At 55.3% G+C, this 16,036-nt stretch carries 15 protein-coding genes; 7 read left to right on the forward strand and 8 right to left on the reverse strand.

Features of this window, described 5'->3' with window-relative positions; all coding sequences use genetic code 11:
• The first annotated feature begins 4 nt into the window (after positions 1–4).
• Genes ACR3EJ_RS17630 through ACR3EJ_RS17640 form a run of 3 tightly spaced genes read left to right on the forward strand, consistent with a single transcriptional unit; the run spans position 5 to position 3,112 of the window.
• A complete protein-coding gene (locus ACR3EJ_RS17630; RefSeq protein WP_010443302.1) occupies positions 5–1,087 on the forward strand; it encodes an ABC transporter permease in 1,083 nt (360 codons plus the stop codon).
• Complete coding sequence (locus ACR3EJ_RS17635) at positions 1,087–2,007, forward strand: ABC transporter permease (RefSeq protein ID WP_170476699.1); 921 nt, start codon at positions 1,087–1,089, stop codon at positions 2,005–2,007. The genes ACR3EJ_RS17630 and ACR3EJ_RS17635 overlap by 1 nt, the downstream gene beginning before the upstream one ends.
• A gap of 31 nt (positions 2,008–2,038) precedes the next feature.
• Positions 2,039–3,112 (forward strand): BMP family ABC transporter substrate-binding protein, encoded by a 1,074-nt coding sequence (locus ACR3EJ_RS17640; protein WP_170476701.1) that lies wholly within the window; start codon positions 2,039–2,041, stop codon positions 3,110–3,112.
• Positions 3,113–3,177: 65 nt separating this feature from the next.
• On the opposite strand, the gene ACR3EJ_RS17645 is transcribed toward ACR3EJ_RS17640, so the two are convergent.
• From ACR3EJ_RS17645 to ACR3EJ_RS17655, 3 genes are all read right to left on the reverse strand, one after another.
• Entirely contained in the window at positions 3,178–3,984 is an 807-nt protein-coding gene (locus ACR3EJ_RS17645) for a class I SAM-dependent methyltransferase (RefSeq protein WP_170543220.1), read from the reverse strand.
• A 161-nt stretch (positions 3,985–4,145) separates the two neighbouring features.
• Entirely contained in the window at positions 4,146–5,378 is a 1,233-nt protein-coding gene (locus ACR3EJ_RS17650) for an HlyD family secretion protein (RefSeq protein WP_170543218.1), read from the reverse strand.
• A gap of 3 nt (positions 5,379–5,381) precedes the next feature.
• The gene (locus ACR3EJ_RS17655; protein ID WP_170543335.1) at positions 5,382–5,783 is read right to left on the reverse strand and encodes a hypothetical protein; all 402 of its coding nucleotides are present in this window, start codon (positions 5,781–5,783) and stop codon (positions 5,382–5,384) included.
• Between the two features lie 203 nt (positions 5,784–5,986).
• Here ACR3EJ_RS17655 and ACR3EJ_RS17660 point away from each other — a divergent pair, with 203 nt between their 5' ends.
• From ACR3EJ_RS17660 to ACR3EJ_RS17670, 3 genes are all read left to right on the forward strand, one after another.
• On the forward strand, positions 5,987–7,054 hold the full coding sequence (locus tag ACR3EJ_RS17660; protein ID WP_170543216.1) for an NAD(P)/FAD-dependent oxidoreductase: 1,068 nt from the start codon (positions 5,987–5,989) through the stop codon (positions 7,052–7,054).
• The gene (locus ACR3EJ_RS17665) at positions 7,051–7,704 is read left to right on the forward strand and encodes a DUF938 domain-containing protein (protein ID WP_170543214.1); all 654 of its coding nucleotides are present in this window, start codon (positions 7,051–7,053) and stop codon (positions 7,702–7,704) included. Before ACR3EJ_RS17660 ends, ACR3EJ_RS17665 begins: the two co-directional genes overlap by 4 nt.
• A 71-nt stretch (positions 7,705–7,775) precedes the next feature.
• Positions 7,776–8,111, forward strand: a complete 336-nt coding sequence (locus ACR3EJ_RS17670; protein ID WP_170543213.1) for a carboxymuconolactone decarboxylase family protein — start codon at positions 7,776–7,778, stop codon at positions 8,109–8,111.
• 66 nt (positions 8,112–8,177) lie between these two features.
• On the opposite strand, the gene ACR3EJ_RS17675 is transcribed toward ACR3EJ_RS17670, so the two are convergent.
• From ACR3EJ_RS17675 to ACR3EJ_RS17690, 4 genes are all read right to left on the reverse strand, one after another.
• Complete coding sequence (locus ACR3EJ_RS17675) at positions 8,178–10,685, reverse strand: GcvT family protein (RefSeq protein ID WP_170543211.1); 2,508 nt, start codon at positions 10,683–10,685, stop codon at positions 8,178–8,180.
• Between the two features lie 138 nt (positions 10,686–10,823).
• Positions 10,824–12,068, reverse strand: a complete 1,245-nt coding sequence (locus ACR3EJ_RS17680) for a hypothetical protein (RefSeq protein ID WP_170543210.1) — start codon at positions 12,066–12,068, stop codon at positions 10,824–10,826.
• A 111-nt stretch (positions 12,069–12,179) separates the two neighbouring features.
• A complete protein-coding gene (locus ACR3EJ_RS17685; RefSeq protein ID WP_170543208.1) occupies positions 12,180–13,577 on the reverse strand; it encodes an FAD-linked oxidase C-terminal domain-containing protein in 1,398 nt (465 codons plus the stop codon).
• Positions 13,578–13,604: 27 nt separating this feature from the next.
• On the reverse strand, positions 13,605–14,591 hold the full coding sequence (locus ACR3EJ_RS17690) for a 2-hydroxyacid dehydrogenase (RefSeq protein WP_170543206.1): 987 nt from the start codon (positions 14,589–14,591) through the stop codon (positions 13,605–13,607).
• A gap of 136 nt (positions 14,592–14,727) precedes the next feature.
• Here ACR3EJ_RS17690 and ACR3EJ_RS17695 point away from each other — a divergent pair, with 136 nt between their 5' ends.
• Complete coding sequence (locus tag ACR3EJ_RS17695; RefSeq protein ID WP_411353642.1) at positions 14,728–15,249, forward strand: SH3 domain-containing protein; 522 nt, start codon at positions 14,728–14,730, stop codon at positions 15,247–15,249.
• Between the two features lie 28 nt (positions 15,250–15,277).
• Here the strand turns inward: ACR3EJ_RS17695 and ACR3EJ_RS17700 are convergent, their stop codons facing one another.
• Positions 15,278–15,787, reverse strand: a complete 510-nt coding sequence (locus ACR3EJ_RS17700) for a ferritin (protein ID WP_170543204.1) — start codon at positions 15,785–15,787, stop codon at positions 15,278–15,280.
• Between the last annotated feature and the right edge of the window lie 249 nt (positions 15,788–16,036).

Below are 16,036 nucleotides of genomic sequence, written 5' to 3' on the forward strand. Positions count from 1 at the left end.
TCGGGTGATTGTGCTGGAGAAACGACCTCAGCCATCCAAGGCTTGGTCATATGCGACCCCCTTGGTGGCGGTGTTGGCCACGATGGTTTTTGGCGGATTGCTGTTCGCTATACTGGGCAAAAATCCGGTTGAGGCGATCGGAACAATTTTCTGGGAACCGCTGTTTGGCGAGTTCGCATTCTACTACCGCCCTCAACTGTTGGTCAAAGGTGCGCCTTTGGTGCTGATTGCGATTGGCCTGTCTTTGGGTTTTCGCGCAGGTATCTGGAATATCGGTGCTGAGGGTCAATATATCATGGGAGCCATCTTCGGGGCGGGTGCTGGACTGGCATTCTATCCGATGGATGCGTTCTTCATCTTTCCCATCATGGTGATCGCAGGCGCGTTTGGCGGCTGGCTGTGGGCAATGATTCCGGCCTTTCTTAAGGTTCGGTTCGGAACCAACGAAATCCTCGTCTCTCTGATGCTGGTCTATGTGGCCGAGCAGTTTTTGGCCTCGGTTTCGCTGGGTCTGCTCAAGAACCCCGAAGGGTTTGGCTTTCCCGGATCGCGCAACCTGCAAAGTTATGAAAGTGCACACAATGCGGAGCTGATCGCAGGTTCAGGTATGCACTGGGGTGTGGTTGCGGCATTTATCGCAGTGATTTTCTCATATGTTCTGCTGAACCGGCACATGCTGGGCTTTCACATTCGTCTGACGGGTGAGGCGCCTCGTGCAGCCAAATTTGCAGGCGTGAACCCAGCACGTTTGATCCTGTTCTGTCTTGGCCTGTCAGGTGCACTTGCCGGTCTGGCAGGTATGTTCGAGGTCTCAGGCCCGTCGGGCGTGGTTAGCATCGACTTTAATGTCGGCTATGGCTTCACCGCGATCATCGTGGCCTTTCTGGGCCGTCTGCACCCGGTAGGTATCCTGCTGGCAGGCGGGCTGATGGCACTGACCTATATCGGTGGTGAAATTGCGCAGTCTCAACTAGGCCTGCCTGCCGCCGCGATACAGGTGTTTCAGGGAATGCTGCTGTTCTTCTTGTTGGCATTCGATCTTTTGACAAATTACCGCATCCGTGCGGCACGTAGCGAGGTGGCATAATGGACCTTGGTGAGATTAACCCCGTCCTTCTGGTCGCTTCGCTGATGGTAGCGGCAACGCCACTGCTTCTGGCCGCGATTGGTGAACTGGTCGTCGAAAAGGCGGGCGTTCTGAACCTCGGCGTCGAGGGTATGATGATCGTAGGCGCGATCAGTGGTTTTGCGATCTCGGTTGAGACCGGTTCACCCTGGCTGGGCTTTATCGCGGCAGCGATCGGAGGCGCGGTGCTATCGCTGCTATTCGTGCTGTTGACGCAGTTTGCGCTGGCCAATCAGGTTGCCAGCGGTCTTGCCCTGACCCTGTTCGGATTGGGCTTCAGCGCGCTCATGGGGCAGAGCTATGTGGGCATCAAACCCCCCAGCATGGGCGACATACATATCCCGCTGCTCAGCGACATTCCGGTCGTCGGTCCGATCCTGTTCCAACACGATCCGATCCTCTATGTCGGCATCGCGATAATCGCCGCCGTCTGGGCCACGCTCAAATACACCCGTGTTGGACTTATCCTGCGTGCTGTGGGTGAAAACCATGACGCCGCCCACGCGCTTGGCTACAAAGTCATAAAGATCCGCATCATGGCGATCCTGTTTGGCGGGGCCTGCGCAGGACTTGGCGGTGCCTATATCAGCCTGATCCGAGTCCCTCAGTGGACCGAGGGTATGACCGCCGGTGTTGGTTGGATCGCTCTTGCACTGGTGGTGTTCGCCAGTTGGAAACCATGGCGTGTTCTGCTGGGTGCCTATTTGTTCGGCGGAATCACTGTGTTGCAACTGAATTTACAGGCGGCGGGCGTTGCCATCCCGGTCGAGTATCTGGCAATGTCGCCCTACATTATCACGATCCTTGTGCTTGTGATCCTTTCGGCCGACAAGAGCAGCGCACCTGCCTCACTGGGCCGTACATTCCATGCCTCGCTCTAGGGGCTAACTAAACCAACTTGGGGAGTAACACATGAAATTCACTACACTTTTGGCAAGCGCCGCCATGGCGCTGGGTCTGGCCACCGGTGCCATGGCCCAAGACAAGACCAAAGTCGGGTTCGTCTATGTCGGCCCGGTGGGCGACGGTGGCTGGACCTATGAACACAACAAGGGTCGCCTTGCAGTCGAGGAAGAGTTCGGCGACAAGGTTGAGACTGTGTTTGTTGAATCGGTCCCCGAAGGCCCAGACGCCGAGCGCGTGATGACTCAGATGGCGTTGGAAGGTGCTGACCTTATCTTCACCACCTCATTCGGATACATGGACCCGACAATCAATGTCGCCAAGAAATTCCCGAATGTGAAGTTCGAGCACGCGACCGGCTACAAAACCGCAGACAACGTTTCGGTCTACTCGGCCCGTTTCTACGAAGGACGCGCGGTGCAAGGGCACATTGCGGGCAACATGACTAAGTCCAATGTCATTGGCTACATCGGGTCGTACCCTATCCCCGAAGTGATCCGTGGTATCAATTCAGCCTATTTGCACGCCAAAAAGGTGAACCCGGATGTCGAGTTCAAAATCGTCTGGGCCTACACATGGTTTGATCCCGCTAAAGAGGCTGACGCCGCCAAGGTTCTGATCGAACAGGGCGCGGACGTTATTCTGCAGCACACCGACTCGACCGCACCGCAAGCTGCTGCGCAGGAAGCTGGCAATGTGGTAACCTTCGGTCAGGCCTCTGACATGAGCGAATACGCCCCCTTCCCGCGTGTGTCATCGATCATCGATGATTGGGCACCCTACTACATTGCGCGGACACAGGCGGTCATGGATGGCACCTGGGAGAGTGTAAATACCTGGGACGGCATCCGGGAAGGAATGGTCGCAATCGGTGAGATTTCCGACGCGGTACCAGCTGATGTCAAAGAAGAGGCGCTGGCCCTGAAAGCCGCGATGGCGGCAGGTGAATATCACCCCTTCACCGGCCCGATCAACAAACAAGACGGCAGCGCCTGGCTGGCTGAAGGCGAAGTTGCTGATGACGGCACGCTGGCCGGGATGAACTTTTACATCGAGGGGCTGGAAGGCGACATTCCGCAGTAAAGTCTAACCCAGTAAGATAAGATCAAGGCTCGCAGAATTCTGCGGGCCTTTTTTTGGTCATCCGTTCAAGGGGACACCATCTGGAAGAAATGGGCTTTCAGCGGTATCGCCGACGGCTCTGAACCAAAACGTGCACGCATATTGTGTGCGAGATCACTGGCAATTTCACCATGGTCTCCATCGCGTTCGAGAACCTCAAAATAGGCTGGGCTGCCAAGCATCAGGCCCAGCGCAAAATTATCAAAACTCGCAACAGTTGAGGCATGTTCGACGTATTCGTGGCGTGGCTCGACAAACCCTGCTTGCGCAACCTCATCCAGAATCGCGGCAGCATCGTATAGCGAGAACGGGACTTTCATGAAACCGGGAGGATGACCATCAAATGCAGCGGATAATGTTTCGATAACCAGTTCGGAATATGGGTTCTCGGCGTTCGTGCCCCAGGTCGAAAACAAATAAATGCCACCCGGTTTCAATACCCGGAGCGCTTCGGCGTAGGCTTTGGCACGATCAGGGAAGAACATATGACCGAACTGGCAGATGACCGCGTCGAAACTTGCGTCATCGAATGGAAGCTCCTGCGCATCTGCAGTTTGAAAGCTCACGTTATCCGTCTCGCTGAACTTAGTGCGTGCGATATCAAGCATCGGTTCGTTGAGGTCTGTGACCACAATATGCCCATCTTCCAACGCACTAGACACGTGCCGGGTCACGATCCCTGTGCCTGCAGCGAGTTCTAACACCTGTCTGGGCGAAACGGCCGCTGTTTTCTGCGCCATAATGCGGGCCATATGATCGAATATCACCGGCCCCATCTCTCGATCGTAATTTCCCGGGATATCTCCTACAAATGCAGAATTTGTATCAACCATCGTAACCTCCATGCACCGAAAAATCCCCAGCCGATCATGGCCAGCTGAGGATATGCTGAGGCATGGTAGCACAGACTGCGCAAGTTCAGCGACACAACCACGTTGAACACATGGCTGCCAGGGACCGGGTCAAACACCAAGTAATGGATTAGGAGCCGGTTTTAGTGTCCAGTCAAAACCAGAGTGTTCACCGGCATCAGGATCAACCGCAACCGCAAGCCCGCAGCGTGGACAACGCCGATGGTGTCGACCACATGCAGGAATGACTTTTCCCAGAACCCAAGGTTTTCGTCTTCCAGCTTGGCGTGGTTATCCGTGTAGACATTGGCCAGACAGTTGCTTCCCGGCGGCACATCATCGACCATGCTTTCATAAAGCGGCTCGAGATAGACGAGGATCGAGCCTGGCTTGGTATTGGTCTGGACGTCACGTAATTCATCGGTTGGCCTGATCTGACCTGAAGGGATCACATCCTGTACCTCGACGACGACGACAGGGATCACTGTGAAGGGTTTTGTCATGCACCCGATTTCACCGATCATGCCTGATTTGATCACTTGCGCTGAAAGCTGGTTGAACGCAGCCTGAAACCGGTCGTGCCCCGAAGAAGACGGCACAAGGATGCCTGCCGGCCGCAATAACGGGCTCACGTAATCGCCGACCTGCAGCCCAAATTGTTCGATGCGACCGGTGACACCTGCGCTGATTATGGTCTTGTCCAGCTCGGTCAATGCCGCGTCAAGCTGAGCATTCGCGCTGGCAAGCTGGGCAGGGATCAGTTCCTCGATCTGCTGCACCACTGCAGCGCGCTTGGAAGTGGCAGCCGTGACTTGCGCCTCACGCTCGGCGACCAAATTTTCAAGCCGGTCGATCTCGGCCAGGCGCACGGCACTGGACCCTTCGTCGCGCAATGTTGTATTCCGCTCGAGATCTTCAAGCGCCTGATCCAAAGCCGCGCGTGCACCCGCTATGCCTGCCTCGGCCTCAGCCAGATCGGTTTCCGCCACTTTTAATGAGGCTTGAACCTGCGCGATTTGCGCATGAGCAGCTTCAACCTGTGCTGTTTGCGTGAAATCCTCAATCCGGAAAATCGGCTGCCCTGCTGTCACCTGCTCATTGTTGCGCACATAAACTTCGGAAACGCGGCCGCCGAGTTGTGGAAGGATCGTGACCGTCCGGAAGTACGAGGCTGCCGTTTTGCTGGCCGGATGGAAATAAAACAAAGTGGTGATCACCGTCAGTGCCAGAATAGCGCAGGTCGTTAACCCCCAACGCAGTTCATACCACATGGTGAACAGAGTAATCTCATGTCCGATCCGTTTACCCTGAACAAAGCGGCGGAACAGATAGTCGGGAAGCACAGTGATCAGTGCGCACAGCATCGTCTCAATCATGGTTTAGTGCCCCTGCGCTGCCGGTTCTGAGGTTTCGGGCTCAATATCCGGTTCGGGTGGATCAGGCACCACGGCTTTATCCTGCCCCGGTGCCAGGGATCGGATGGCATCTGCAATCGACCGCAACGGAGCAGCAAAATCGGGGAACTGAAAACCCGCGACAAGAATTGCCGCAATCCAGAATATTCCGTTGTGGGTAAACAAAGCCAACAGCGCGAGTATTCCAACCAGCTGAAATTGTGGATGGTTATTCTCATGCGCCATTTTTTCCGGGATCGAATGCAGCGTAAAATACGCAACCCCGATCAGAACCACCAAACCGACGGTGAAAATGACCATAAAGGTAAAGAGGTAGTCGCTACCGTCCGCCTGCGTTACATAAGAGGGTATATGCCCCGTTGCCATCGGGTGAATGTCTGCCGAGTTCACGTCCGCCTCCGAATCTCGCTTTGATTGCACTAAGAGCAGGCTGATCGCTTGCGATCAAGTTTCCTGTGCATGGTGCTTGCGTCTTTTCGTTTGAAGGCACGCGTGCCATGGTCCGCATAGGTCACGGGTTTATTATGCGTCACACTGATCATCCCGCGGCCGGAAGCGAAAGAACACGTATGATTGATTTCCTGATTATCGGCGGCGGTATCGCCGGGTTAAGTGCGGGTGCCCGCCTGTCCAAGCACGGCACCGTAACTGTGTTAGAAGCAGAGGATGCGTTGGGCTATCACACCTCAGGTCGGTCCGCCGCCCTGTTTGAAAAGGGATATGGGCCGCCTTCCGTCAAAGCTCTGAACGAAAAGAGCGCTGCTTTCTTTGAAGTCAATGAATACCTGACACCGCGTGGATTGATGCTGGTGGGTGCCAAGGATCAACAAGAGTTGTTCCTGAAGGAAGCTCAAGACCTTGGAGTTCAGCAAATTTCTCTGGACGAGGCTACAAAGCAAATCCCGATCCTGAATGCCGACACCGTAGGACATGTTGCCATCAGCAATACTGCCTTTGACATAGATACGGACCGGATGTTGCAGGATTATGCACGGATCATCCGACGCAACGGTGGATCAGTCCTGACCCGAGAGAAGGTCGGCAGCATTCGCAAGTCCGGTCACTGGGTCGTTGAAGCCTCTGACACCTTTGAAGCCCGCAACTTGGTAAATGCCGCTGGCGCATGGGTGGACGAAGTGGCGCAAATGGCAGAAATCCAGCCAATCGGTATTACTCCATTTCGTCGGTCCATGGCCCGCCTACCATCGCCTGGAGGGCATGATGTGAAAAACTGGCCCATGATGCTGGGGGTCGCTGAGACCTGGTATGCCAAACCCGATGCCGGAAAGTTACTCGTTTCACCTTGCGAGACTGACCCGACCTCACCCCATGATGCCTATGCCGACGACATGGTTCTGGCAGAAGGTTTGGCACGGTACGAGGCCATGGTGACAGAACCGGTGACACGTGTTGAAACAAACTGGGCCGGGCTGCGCAGTTTTGTATCGGACGGCACTTTGGTTCTGGGGCCAGATCCCACAGACCGAACCTTTATCTGGTCTGCCGCGCAGGGCGGATACGGGTTTCAGACTGCCCCGGCAGCCTCGCAACTTGTGGCAGATCTTGTAACAGGTACTGAACCATCACTTGATGCCACAACTGTGCAAATGCTGAAGCCCGAAAGGTTGCGCAGATGACGCCGCGCAAACTGCCCCCCAATGCAAGCGTCGCCACAGAAGGTGATGACGGCATGCTTGTCGCCCCAGCAGCAAGCCGAAACGCGGCGGTGCTTTGTGATCTGATTGCGCGTGTTGCCCCATCATCGGGCCGCGCGTTGGAACTGGCCAGTGGCACAGGTCAGCATGTATCGGCCTTTGCCCGGCGGATGCCCGGACTTCATTGGCAACCCAGCGAAGTCACCTTGGAACGGCGCGCCAGTATTGATGCCTATTCGACAGGGCTGGGAAACACTTCCCCTGCACTTCATCTGGATGCAACCGCGGCAGGTTGGCACAAAACCATAGCAAGGCAAGATTTGGTTGTGCTGGTCAACCTCTTACATCTGATCAGCTTACCCGAGGTTGAAACCTTGATGACCGAATCCGCGCGCGTTTTGAACTTGGGCGGGCGTTTGGTGCTATATGGCCCTTTCAAACGTGATGGGCGCTTGACCAGCGAAGGCGACCAGAGATTTCACGACGCATTGGTTCAACAGGACCCCGAGATTGGGTATAAGGATGACACCCAGATAATGGCGCTGTTCTCTGAAAATGACCTCGAACTGGTCGAGGTCGTTCAGATGCCCGCGAACAACTTGGCATTCATAGGCCAAAAGGCAGCAATCTGATCAGGATCAAAGCCGGTCCTCTTCTTATGCATCATATGCAATTTATCATATGTTTTAAGAAGGATGTTGTAATGAGCTGGCACGAAGCACTGGACGGGACCCGCATAAGCCTGCGCAATCTCAACGGCGCCATTCCCGATACCGCCCGAGCCTTTGGCGCATTGGGGAAATCGGTCAAAGAAGCTGGGATCCTGGACTACAAAACCAAGGAATTCATCGCGTTAGGCATGTCGATCGCCGTTCGGTGCGAACCTTGCATCACCCTGCATACCGAGGCGTTGATCAAAGCAGGCGCCACTCGCGACGAGGTATCGGATGTGTTGGCGATGGCGGTGCAGATGGGTGGCGGGCCATCTATGATGTATGCGGCGAAAGCCCTAGACTGCTTTGATGAGTTGAACGCATAATAAAAGCCCACCAGAGGCGGGCTTTTTGGGGAAGGCGGTACAGGTTTGTGCCGCCTTTCTAAGTTACTAGCCGTCCTTACGTATGGTTTCATTCTTCGGATCGTAGGGGCTGTCGCATGTGACGACCGCATCCCACAGTTTGTCCTGAATTTTGACCTGAAGCTTAGTACCTTCGACCGCCAGTTCGGGCTTCAAATAGCCCATGCCGATGGACTTCTCGAAGGCCACCGAATAGCCACCCGAGGTCAGACGACCGACGCGCTCGCCTTCCGGCGTGTACAGCGCCTCGCGGCCCCATGGATCGGCATCGTCCGGCCCGTCGATCAGCAGAGTGCAGCATTTCACGCGTACGCCGGTCTCTTCCAGCTTGGCCTTGCCGTAGAAGTCTTTCGACAGGTCAACAAAGCGTGGCAGGTCAGCTTCCAGTGGGGTCGCGTCACGGCCCAATTCTGTACCAAACGCGCGATAGGATTTCTCCTGGCGCAGCCAGTTTTGTGCACGTGCACCGACCAGCTTCATACCGTGCTTCTCACCGGCTTTTTCCAGCAGGTCGAACAGGTAGTTCTGCATCTCGATCGGGTGGTGCAGTTCCCAACCCAACTCGCCGGTATAGGCCACGCGGATCGCGTTGATCGGGCACATGCCCAGTTCGATCTGACGGGCCGACAGCCATGGGAAGCGTTTGTTGGACAGAGCGGTTTCCGGGTCGGCGTCCTTGATCACCTCTTTCAGCACGTCACGCGACTTGGGTCCGGCGATGGCGAATACGCCCCACTGGGTGGTCACGTCCTGGATCTCGATATAACCGAACTCCTCCATCTTGTCCTCAGCCGCCTTACGCAGGTAGTCGGCGTCGTACTCGGTCCAGGCACCGGCAGAGACGATGTAGTAGTTGTTCTCGCCGTTGCGGACGATGGTGTATTCGGTGCGGGTGGTGCCGTGCGAAGTCAGCGCGTAGGTCAGGTTGATGCGACCAACCTTGGGCAGCTTGTTGCAGGTGAACCAGTCCAGGAACTGGGTCGCACCGGGGCCTTTGACGACATGCTTGGTAAAGGCCGACGCGTCGATCAGGCCAACGCCTTCTCGGATCGCTTTGGCTTCTTCGACGGCATACTGCCACCAGCCACCACGACGGAACGAGCGGCTTTCCTTGTCGAAGTTGTCTGGCGCGTCGAGCGGGCCGAAATAGTTCGGACGTTCCCAGCCGTTGACCCAGCCAAACTGAGCGCCACGGGCTTTCTGCCGGTTATAAGCCGGAACAGTACGCAATGGACGGCAGGCTTCACGCTCTTCATCCGGGTGGTGCAGGATGTAGACGTGCTCATAGCACTCTTCGTTCTTGCGCGCCGCAAATTCGGTGGTCATCCAGTTGGACGAGTAACGCTTGGGGTCCAGCGAAGCCATGTCGATCTCGGCTTCGCCATCGACCATCATCTGTGCCAGATAATAGCCGGTGCCACCTGCAGCGGTGATGCCGAACGAGAAACCCTCGGCCAGCCACATGTTGCGCAGGCCCGGAGCCGGACCAACCAGCGGGTTGCCGTCAGGGGTGTAGCAGATTGGACCATTGAAATCGTCTTTCAAACCGGATTCGGCGCAGGAGGGAACACGCTCTGCCATCGCCATGTACTGATCGGCAATCCGGTCCAGATCCAGCGGGAACAGGTCAGCGCGAAAGCTGTCCGGCACGCCATGTTCGAACTGCGCAGGAGCGCCATGTTCGTAGATACCCAGTATCCAGCCGCCACGTTCTTCGCGTGCGTAGGATTCGTTGTCGGCATCGCGGACAACAGGGTGTTCGGGGTTGCCCGCTTCGCGCCATTTGACCAGTTCGGGGTCTTTGTCCATGACGATGAAGGTATGCTCGACCGGGATGGCAGGCATCTTGATGCCCAACATCTTGGCAGTGCGCTGCGCGTGGTTGCCTGATGCGGTCACCACATGCTCGGCAGTGATCACAACCTGCTCATCTGAAGGAACGAGGTTGCCACCCTTCTCGACCATCTTGGTGCAGGTGACTTCCCAGTGGGTGCCGTTCCAATGGAACGCATCGGCCTGCATCTTGCGAACAATGTCGACGCCGCGTTGACGAGCACCCTTGGCCATCGCCTGCGTTACGTCGGCAGGGTTAATATAGCCGTCCTCAGTGTGATAAATTGCACCCTTCAGGTCCGAGGTTTCGATCAGCGGCCAGCGCTCTTTGATTTGGTCAGGGGTAAGCCATTCGTAGGCAACATCACAGGTCTCGGCTGTGGACGCATAGAGCATGTATTCGTCCATACGCTCTTGCGTCTGTGCCATGCGCAGGTTGCCCACCACAGCGAAACCGGCATTTAGCCCGGTTTCTTCCTCAAGCGTCTTGTAGAAATCGACCGAGTATTTGTGGATGTGGGTCGTCGCATAGGACATGTTGAACAACGGCAACAGGCCCGCTGCGTGCCAGGTGGAACCGGATGTCAGTTCGTCCCGCTCGATCAGCATCACATCATCCCAGCCTGCCTTGGCCAGGTGATAGGCAATCGAGGTTCCGACGGCGCCGCCGCCGACAACCAGTGCTTTGACTTGGGTTTTCATAGCCGGGTGTCTCCCCTTGGAATCTGTTGACACCATATGGCGCATTTGTGGCGCCCGGCGCGACATTCATCCGACCAGTGATAATAGAAAAACGACCCGCAATTGATGCAGGTTCGTTATTCGGGCGTGACAATCCGATCAGTTTTTACCGAAGGTGCAGCGTTTAGAGCTTCCACTCATTGCGCAGGAAGATCCTTCGTTTCCCTTTCGAACACGGACGTCTGAGCGTCCTGCGTTTGCTGCAGTGGCGACGGCGCCGCCGCCAAATGCCCCAAAACCGGGGATTTTCTGTAGCAATCCATTGATAAAACCGCCACCCGTGTCAGTCGGGCTGGCGTCGGCTTGACGTTGATCCGAATGCAAAATCAACTCAAGCGCCTTTCCATAGGCCATCTGCAAATTGTCCTGATTTTCAAAGACTTTGCCGCCAGTGATATCGGCCAGACCTTCTGCGTTGAAATCCGTCGCTGTGAGCGTGTTCAACATCACAGCTCCGATATCCATGTTCTCGAGTTTCTGCTGTGTCACCTTGTCCTGCATAGCCACCATTTTGCCATAGAGGTTCAGCATTTTTCCTGCCATTTCAGGCTGTTCCTCCAGTGGAACATAAATACCCTGCCCTGTCGCAACCGAGGGAAATTCCAACAGTGCATTCAGCCCGGCCAAATCGACTGAATTCAAAAACTGCCGGATCGTGGCATCGCTTGCATTGGTGTGTAGACGCAACACAACTTCTTCATCAAATCCGATGCGACCTTTGATCTTACGGATGTCGCTTTCTTGAACCTCGCCAGAAAGACCCTCGGTCACTTCCGCAAACGCCACGCCATCAATGACGGCATATCCGTTAGAAAACTGCATCGCGTTCATAAAGTCGGCCTGTCGCCCCAGTGCCAGACCAACCAGAGTATTGCGTGCTTTCTTAGGCTTCAAAGTGATGTCGAACCAGACGATTTCACCATCTTTTTCATAAACATAACCCGCCTCTACCAGCTTACGTATCAGACCCTCGCGCCCCTCATTCGTGAGGCGCTGTAATTCAGCCTGACCGGGAATAGAGCTGATCATGGGCGAGATTTCATACCCCGACAGAACCGCCTGAACCGGCTTGCTATCGGCATCCATCAGATCATAGCGGCTCCAACCCTCGGGGGGAGATGGCAAAAAGGATTTTGCACCCGCATCCCAGCTTTTCTTGCGCTCACGTTCGGCCTGCTTGGCGGCCTGCTCGGCCTTATACAAGCCGAAACGATCATTGATCGTTTCGACATAATCTGCAAAGGACAATGTATCGTCGTGCTTTTTATCCTGCTGGTAATAGTCAAGACCCGCGACAACAATCGCCGCGATCAGCAAAAATCCAATGAACCGCAAGGCGCCCATAAATCAACCTCAGAATCAATTAGTGCTCTGAAGAGATTCAATCCTATGAAATTTGGGCGTGGATATGACCGATCCTTGGAATTATCTGTCCGTCGACATACAGCTTATATACTAAAGAATCTTCCCCGGATTCATGATGTTATCAGGATCCAGCGCCGATTTTATCGCCGCCATATAGGCCGTGGCTGCACCCAGTTCTTTCACCAGATAAGGGCGTTTTCCTTGCCCTATTCCGTGCTCCCCAGTGCAGGTGCCTTCCATCGAAATGGCCATATCGTTCAGCCATCCAACGAAATCCTCAGCGCTTGCGACTTCAGTCGGGTTGTCCATATCGATCAACAACAGAGTATGGAAGTTTCCGTCTCCGACATGACCCACAATCGGGGCCAGCAATCCCAACTCGGCGGCTTTTTCCTGTGCGGCTGTCACACAATCGGCCAGACGCGAGATCGGAACGCAAACATCCGTTGAAATCCCCTGCGCGCCCGGTCGCAATTGCAGGCTGGCCCAGTACATGTCGTGCCGAGCTTGCCACAGCTTGTTGCGCTCTTCGGTTGTCGAGGTGGTGGTGATATCGCTGCCACCGAATTCTTCCGCGATTTGCCCAAAGGTCTCGGCCTGCTCAGCCGCTCCGCTGTCCGAGCCGTGAAACTCCAACAGCAACAGTGGCGCTTCAGGCAAATCAAGTCCTGAATAGGCGTTTGCCGCTTTGACAGACATCTGATCCAGCAGTTCGATCCGGGCAACAGGGATGCCATATTGAATGGTCAGCATCACAGCTTGGCATGCCGCATCCACTGTTGGAAATGAACAACGCGCTGAACTGATGGCCTCGGGTATACCATGCAGACGCAAAGTGATCTCAGTGATGATGCCCAACGTCCCCTCGGCACCAATCAACAGACGCGTCAAATCATACCCGGCCGAGGACTTGCGGGCCCGATGTCCAGTGCGGATCACTTGCCCGTCAGGCATCACGGCCTCAAGGCTAAGCACGTTGTCTTTCATCGTCCCATAACGCACTGCGTTGGTGCCAGACGCGCGCGTTGCGGCCATGCCACCCAGAGACGCATTCGCGCCGGGATCAATGGGGAAAAACAGCCCCTGATCCCGCAGATGGGTGTTCAGATCGGCGCGGGTGACACCCGGCTGTACCACGCAATCCAGATCACCGACGTTGACTGCCAGTATCTTGTCCATCTGGCTCAGATCGACGGAAATCCCACCGGCAGGCGCATTCACATGCCCCTCAAGCGAAGTGCCTGTACCGAAAGGGATTACCGGCACTTTATGCGCGGCACAGACCTTAACGATATTCGCAACTTCTTCGGTAGAGTGCGGAAAGACCACCGCATCAGGGCTCTGGTTCTCGATCCAGGTCGTAGTGTGCCCGTGCTGCTCACGGATCGCAGCACCGGTCTGCAGCCGGTCCCCAAATCTTTGTTTCAGAACTCCGACAGCGGTTTCTATTCCGGATTCATTTCGCTGCAAAGCGGCTGCCTGCACCATTGCGTTCCCTTTCCTTCAGGCCGCGGCCTATAGCATTGCAGGCACAACCTGATCAGGCGGCCGATGGCCGTCCTCGAATGTCTTGATGTTAATGATGACCTTCTCACCCATCTCGATCCGACCTTCGAGCGTGGCAGAGCCCATATGAGGTAACAAAACTACATTTGGCAGCTGCCGAAGGCGAGGATTAACGTCCGTGCCCTGTTCATAAACATCCAAGCCCGCGCCTGCAATTTCCCCCGCACGGATCATCCGGGTCAACGCGTTTTCGTCTACGACTTCACCGCGTGAAGTATTCACGATCACAGCCGAGGGTTTCATCAATTTCAATCGCCGCGCGTTCATTAGGTGAAATGTCGAAGGCGTTGACGGGCAATTGACCGAAATGACATCCATGCGCGCAACCATCTGATCCAGGCTTTCCCAGTAGGTCGCTTCCAACTCTTGCTCAATCTCTGGGCGCAGGCGGCGGCGATTGTGGTAGTGCACCTGCATTCCAAAGGCACTGGCACGGCGGGCAACCGCCTGCCCGATCCGGCCCATGCCAAGAATACCCAACCGGCGTCCACCAACTCTGCCACCCAGCAAGGCAGTCGGAGCCCACCCGGCCCAATCGCCTTTTTGCATTACGCCCAGCCCCTCAGGGATACGCCGGGTCACCGCCAGGATCAGTGCCATCGTCATATCTGCGGTATCGTCGGTCAGTACGCCTGGAGTATTCGAAACAAGAATGCCCCGCTGCCGCGCTGTCGCCACATCTATATTGTCAACACCCGCACCGTAGTTCGCAATCAAGCGCAAATTCTCTCCTGCCTGCCCCAAAATACCGCCATCAATGGTATCGGTGATGGTTGGGACCAGCACATCTGCTTCTTTCACTGCGGCAGTCAGTTCTTCGCGTGTCATGGGATCATCGTTGTCCCGCAGCTTTACATCGAAAAGCTCGCTCAACCGGGTTTCCACCGCTTCGGGTAACCGTCGCGTAACGACAACACTCAGACGTTCTCTTGGCACCTTAGCCCTCCTACCGCTTTGCAAACAGCCGCGCGCCATGGCATCGTGGCGCAGGATTACACGGGGCACAAGAACCCCTTGGGCATCGTCTCAACCTTTTTTACGCACGATCGACAGGCATAAGAGCAGACAGGCAGTGAGTGCTAGTTTTTCAGTGAATCGCCATTTTGTGGCGTTGATCTCGGTGTTTCTTCTCGCGTTTGGCGCTGTGGCCGCGTCTGCGCAGGAAAAACGTGGCCAAGTCACGAATCTGCCTCTACCCCGATATGTCTCAATGAAAGCGGCCGAGGGTAATGTGCGCCGCGGCCCATCTCTGACCCACCGAATCGACTGGGTGTTCAAGCGACGCGGCATGCCGCTGCAGATCACGGCTGAATACGGAAACTGGCGCAAAGTGCAGGACCACGACGGCGCGGGGGGTTGGGTTCACTACGCTCTGCTTTCAGGCGTGCGGACTGTTCTCATAGAATCCGACTTGCTGCCGGTTTACACCCTGCCCGACCAAAATTCGCAGGTGAACGCGCATTTCGAAACCGGGGTTGTCGCCCGACTAGAGCAATGTACACCGGATTGGTGCCGCATTTCGGCCGGAGGCTATCGTGGCTGGACCCTCAAGAACAATCTTTGGGGGGTCGATCCCTCTGAAATTCGGGAATAACCACCCCTTATCCTGAGTTCTGCGTTGGTTAACCCTCGACTTGCCCGTTGCCGCGCTTGGCCAGTTCCTGATCCAGCAGCAATAGATTCCAGCGATCTCCGTTGGCCGCCTTTGCCTTATCCAATATCGAAGTGAACAAATCCTCTTCCTCGATCTGCTCTGCCAGAAACCAGTTCAGCATATTCTGCGTACTGAATTCCTTGACCTCGTGCGCCAGCTCGAACAACGCATTGATCTGCCCGGTTACTGTCTGTTCCTGCACCAGAGCCTGTTCGAGCACATCAACAGGCGATTCATATTCCTTTTGCGGCTTGGCGATCCCCTCCAGGTTGATCCGGCCACCCCGTTTGGCGATAAAGTCGAAAATACGCATTGCATGAGTATCTTCTTCTGCGGAATGCCCCCGGAACCAACTGGCGAAACCTGGCAGGTCCTGCGCCTCGAAATAGGCCGACATCGCCAGATAGGTATACGAAGCATGAAGCTCATTATTTATTTGCTTGTTCAATGCCTCTGCAACTTGCAAGTTCAGCTTCATAATAGGCTCCTTTTTTGGATAGCGGACAATAATCACCTAGGTGAGTGATCGGAAATTTTCAATCGTCATATTTTTATTTTAACACAATATTTCAACATGTTAATAGGCGCATCACGCAATTGAAACGCAGTCGCAGGTTGAAGTTCACATACATAAACCAAAATCTGCGCCTTTGCCAAGAAATCCAAGAAACACTCACCTGAACCAATCGTTGGAATTCACCATCTTTCAATACTTCGAGCAGTTTCC

It is taken from the genome of Ruegeria sp. AB11 (assembly GCF_056536325.1).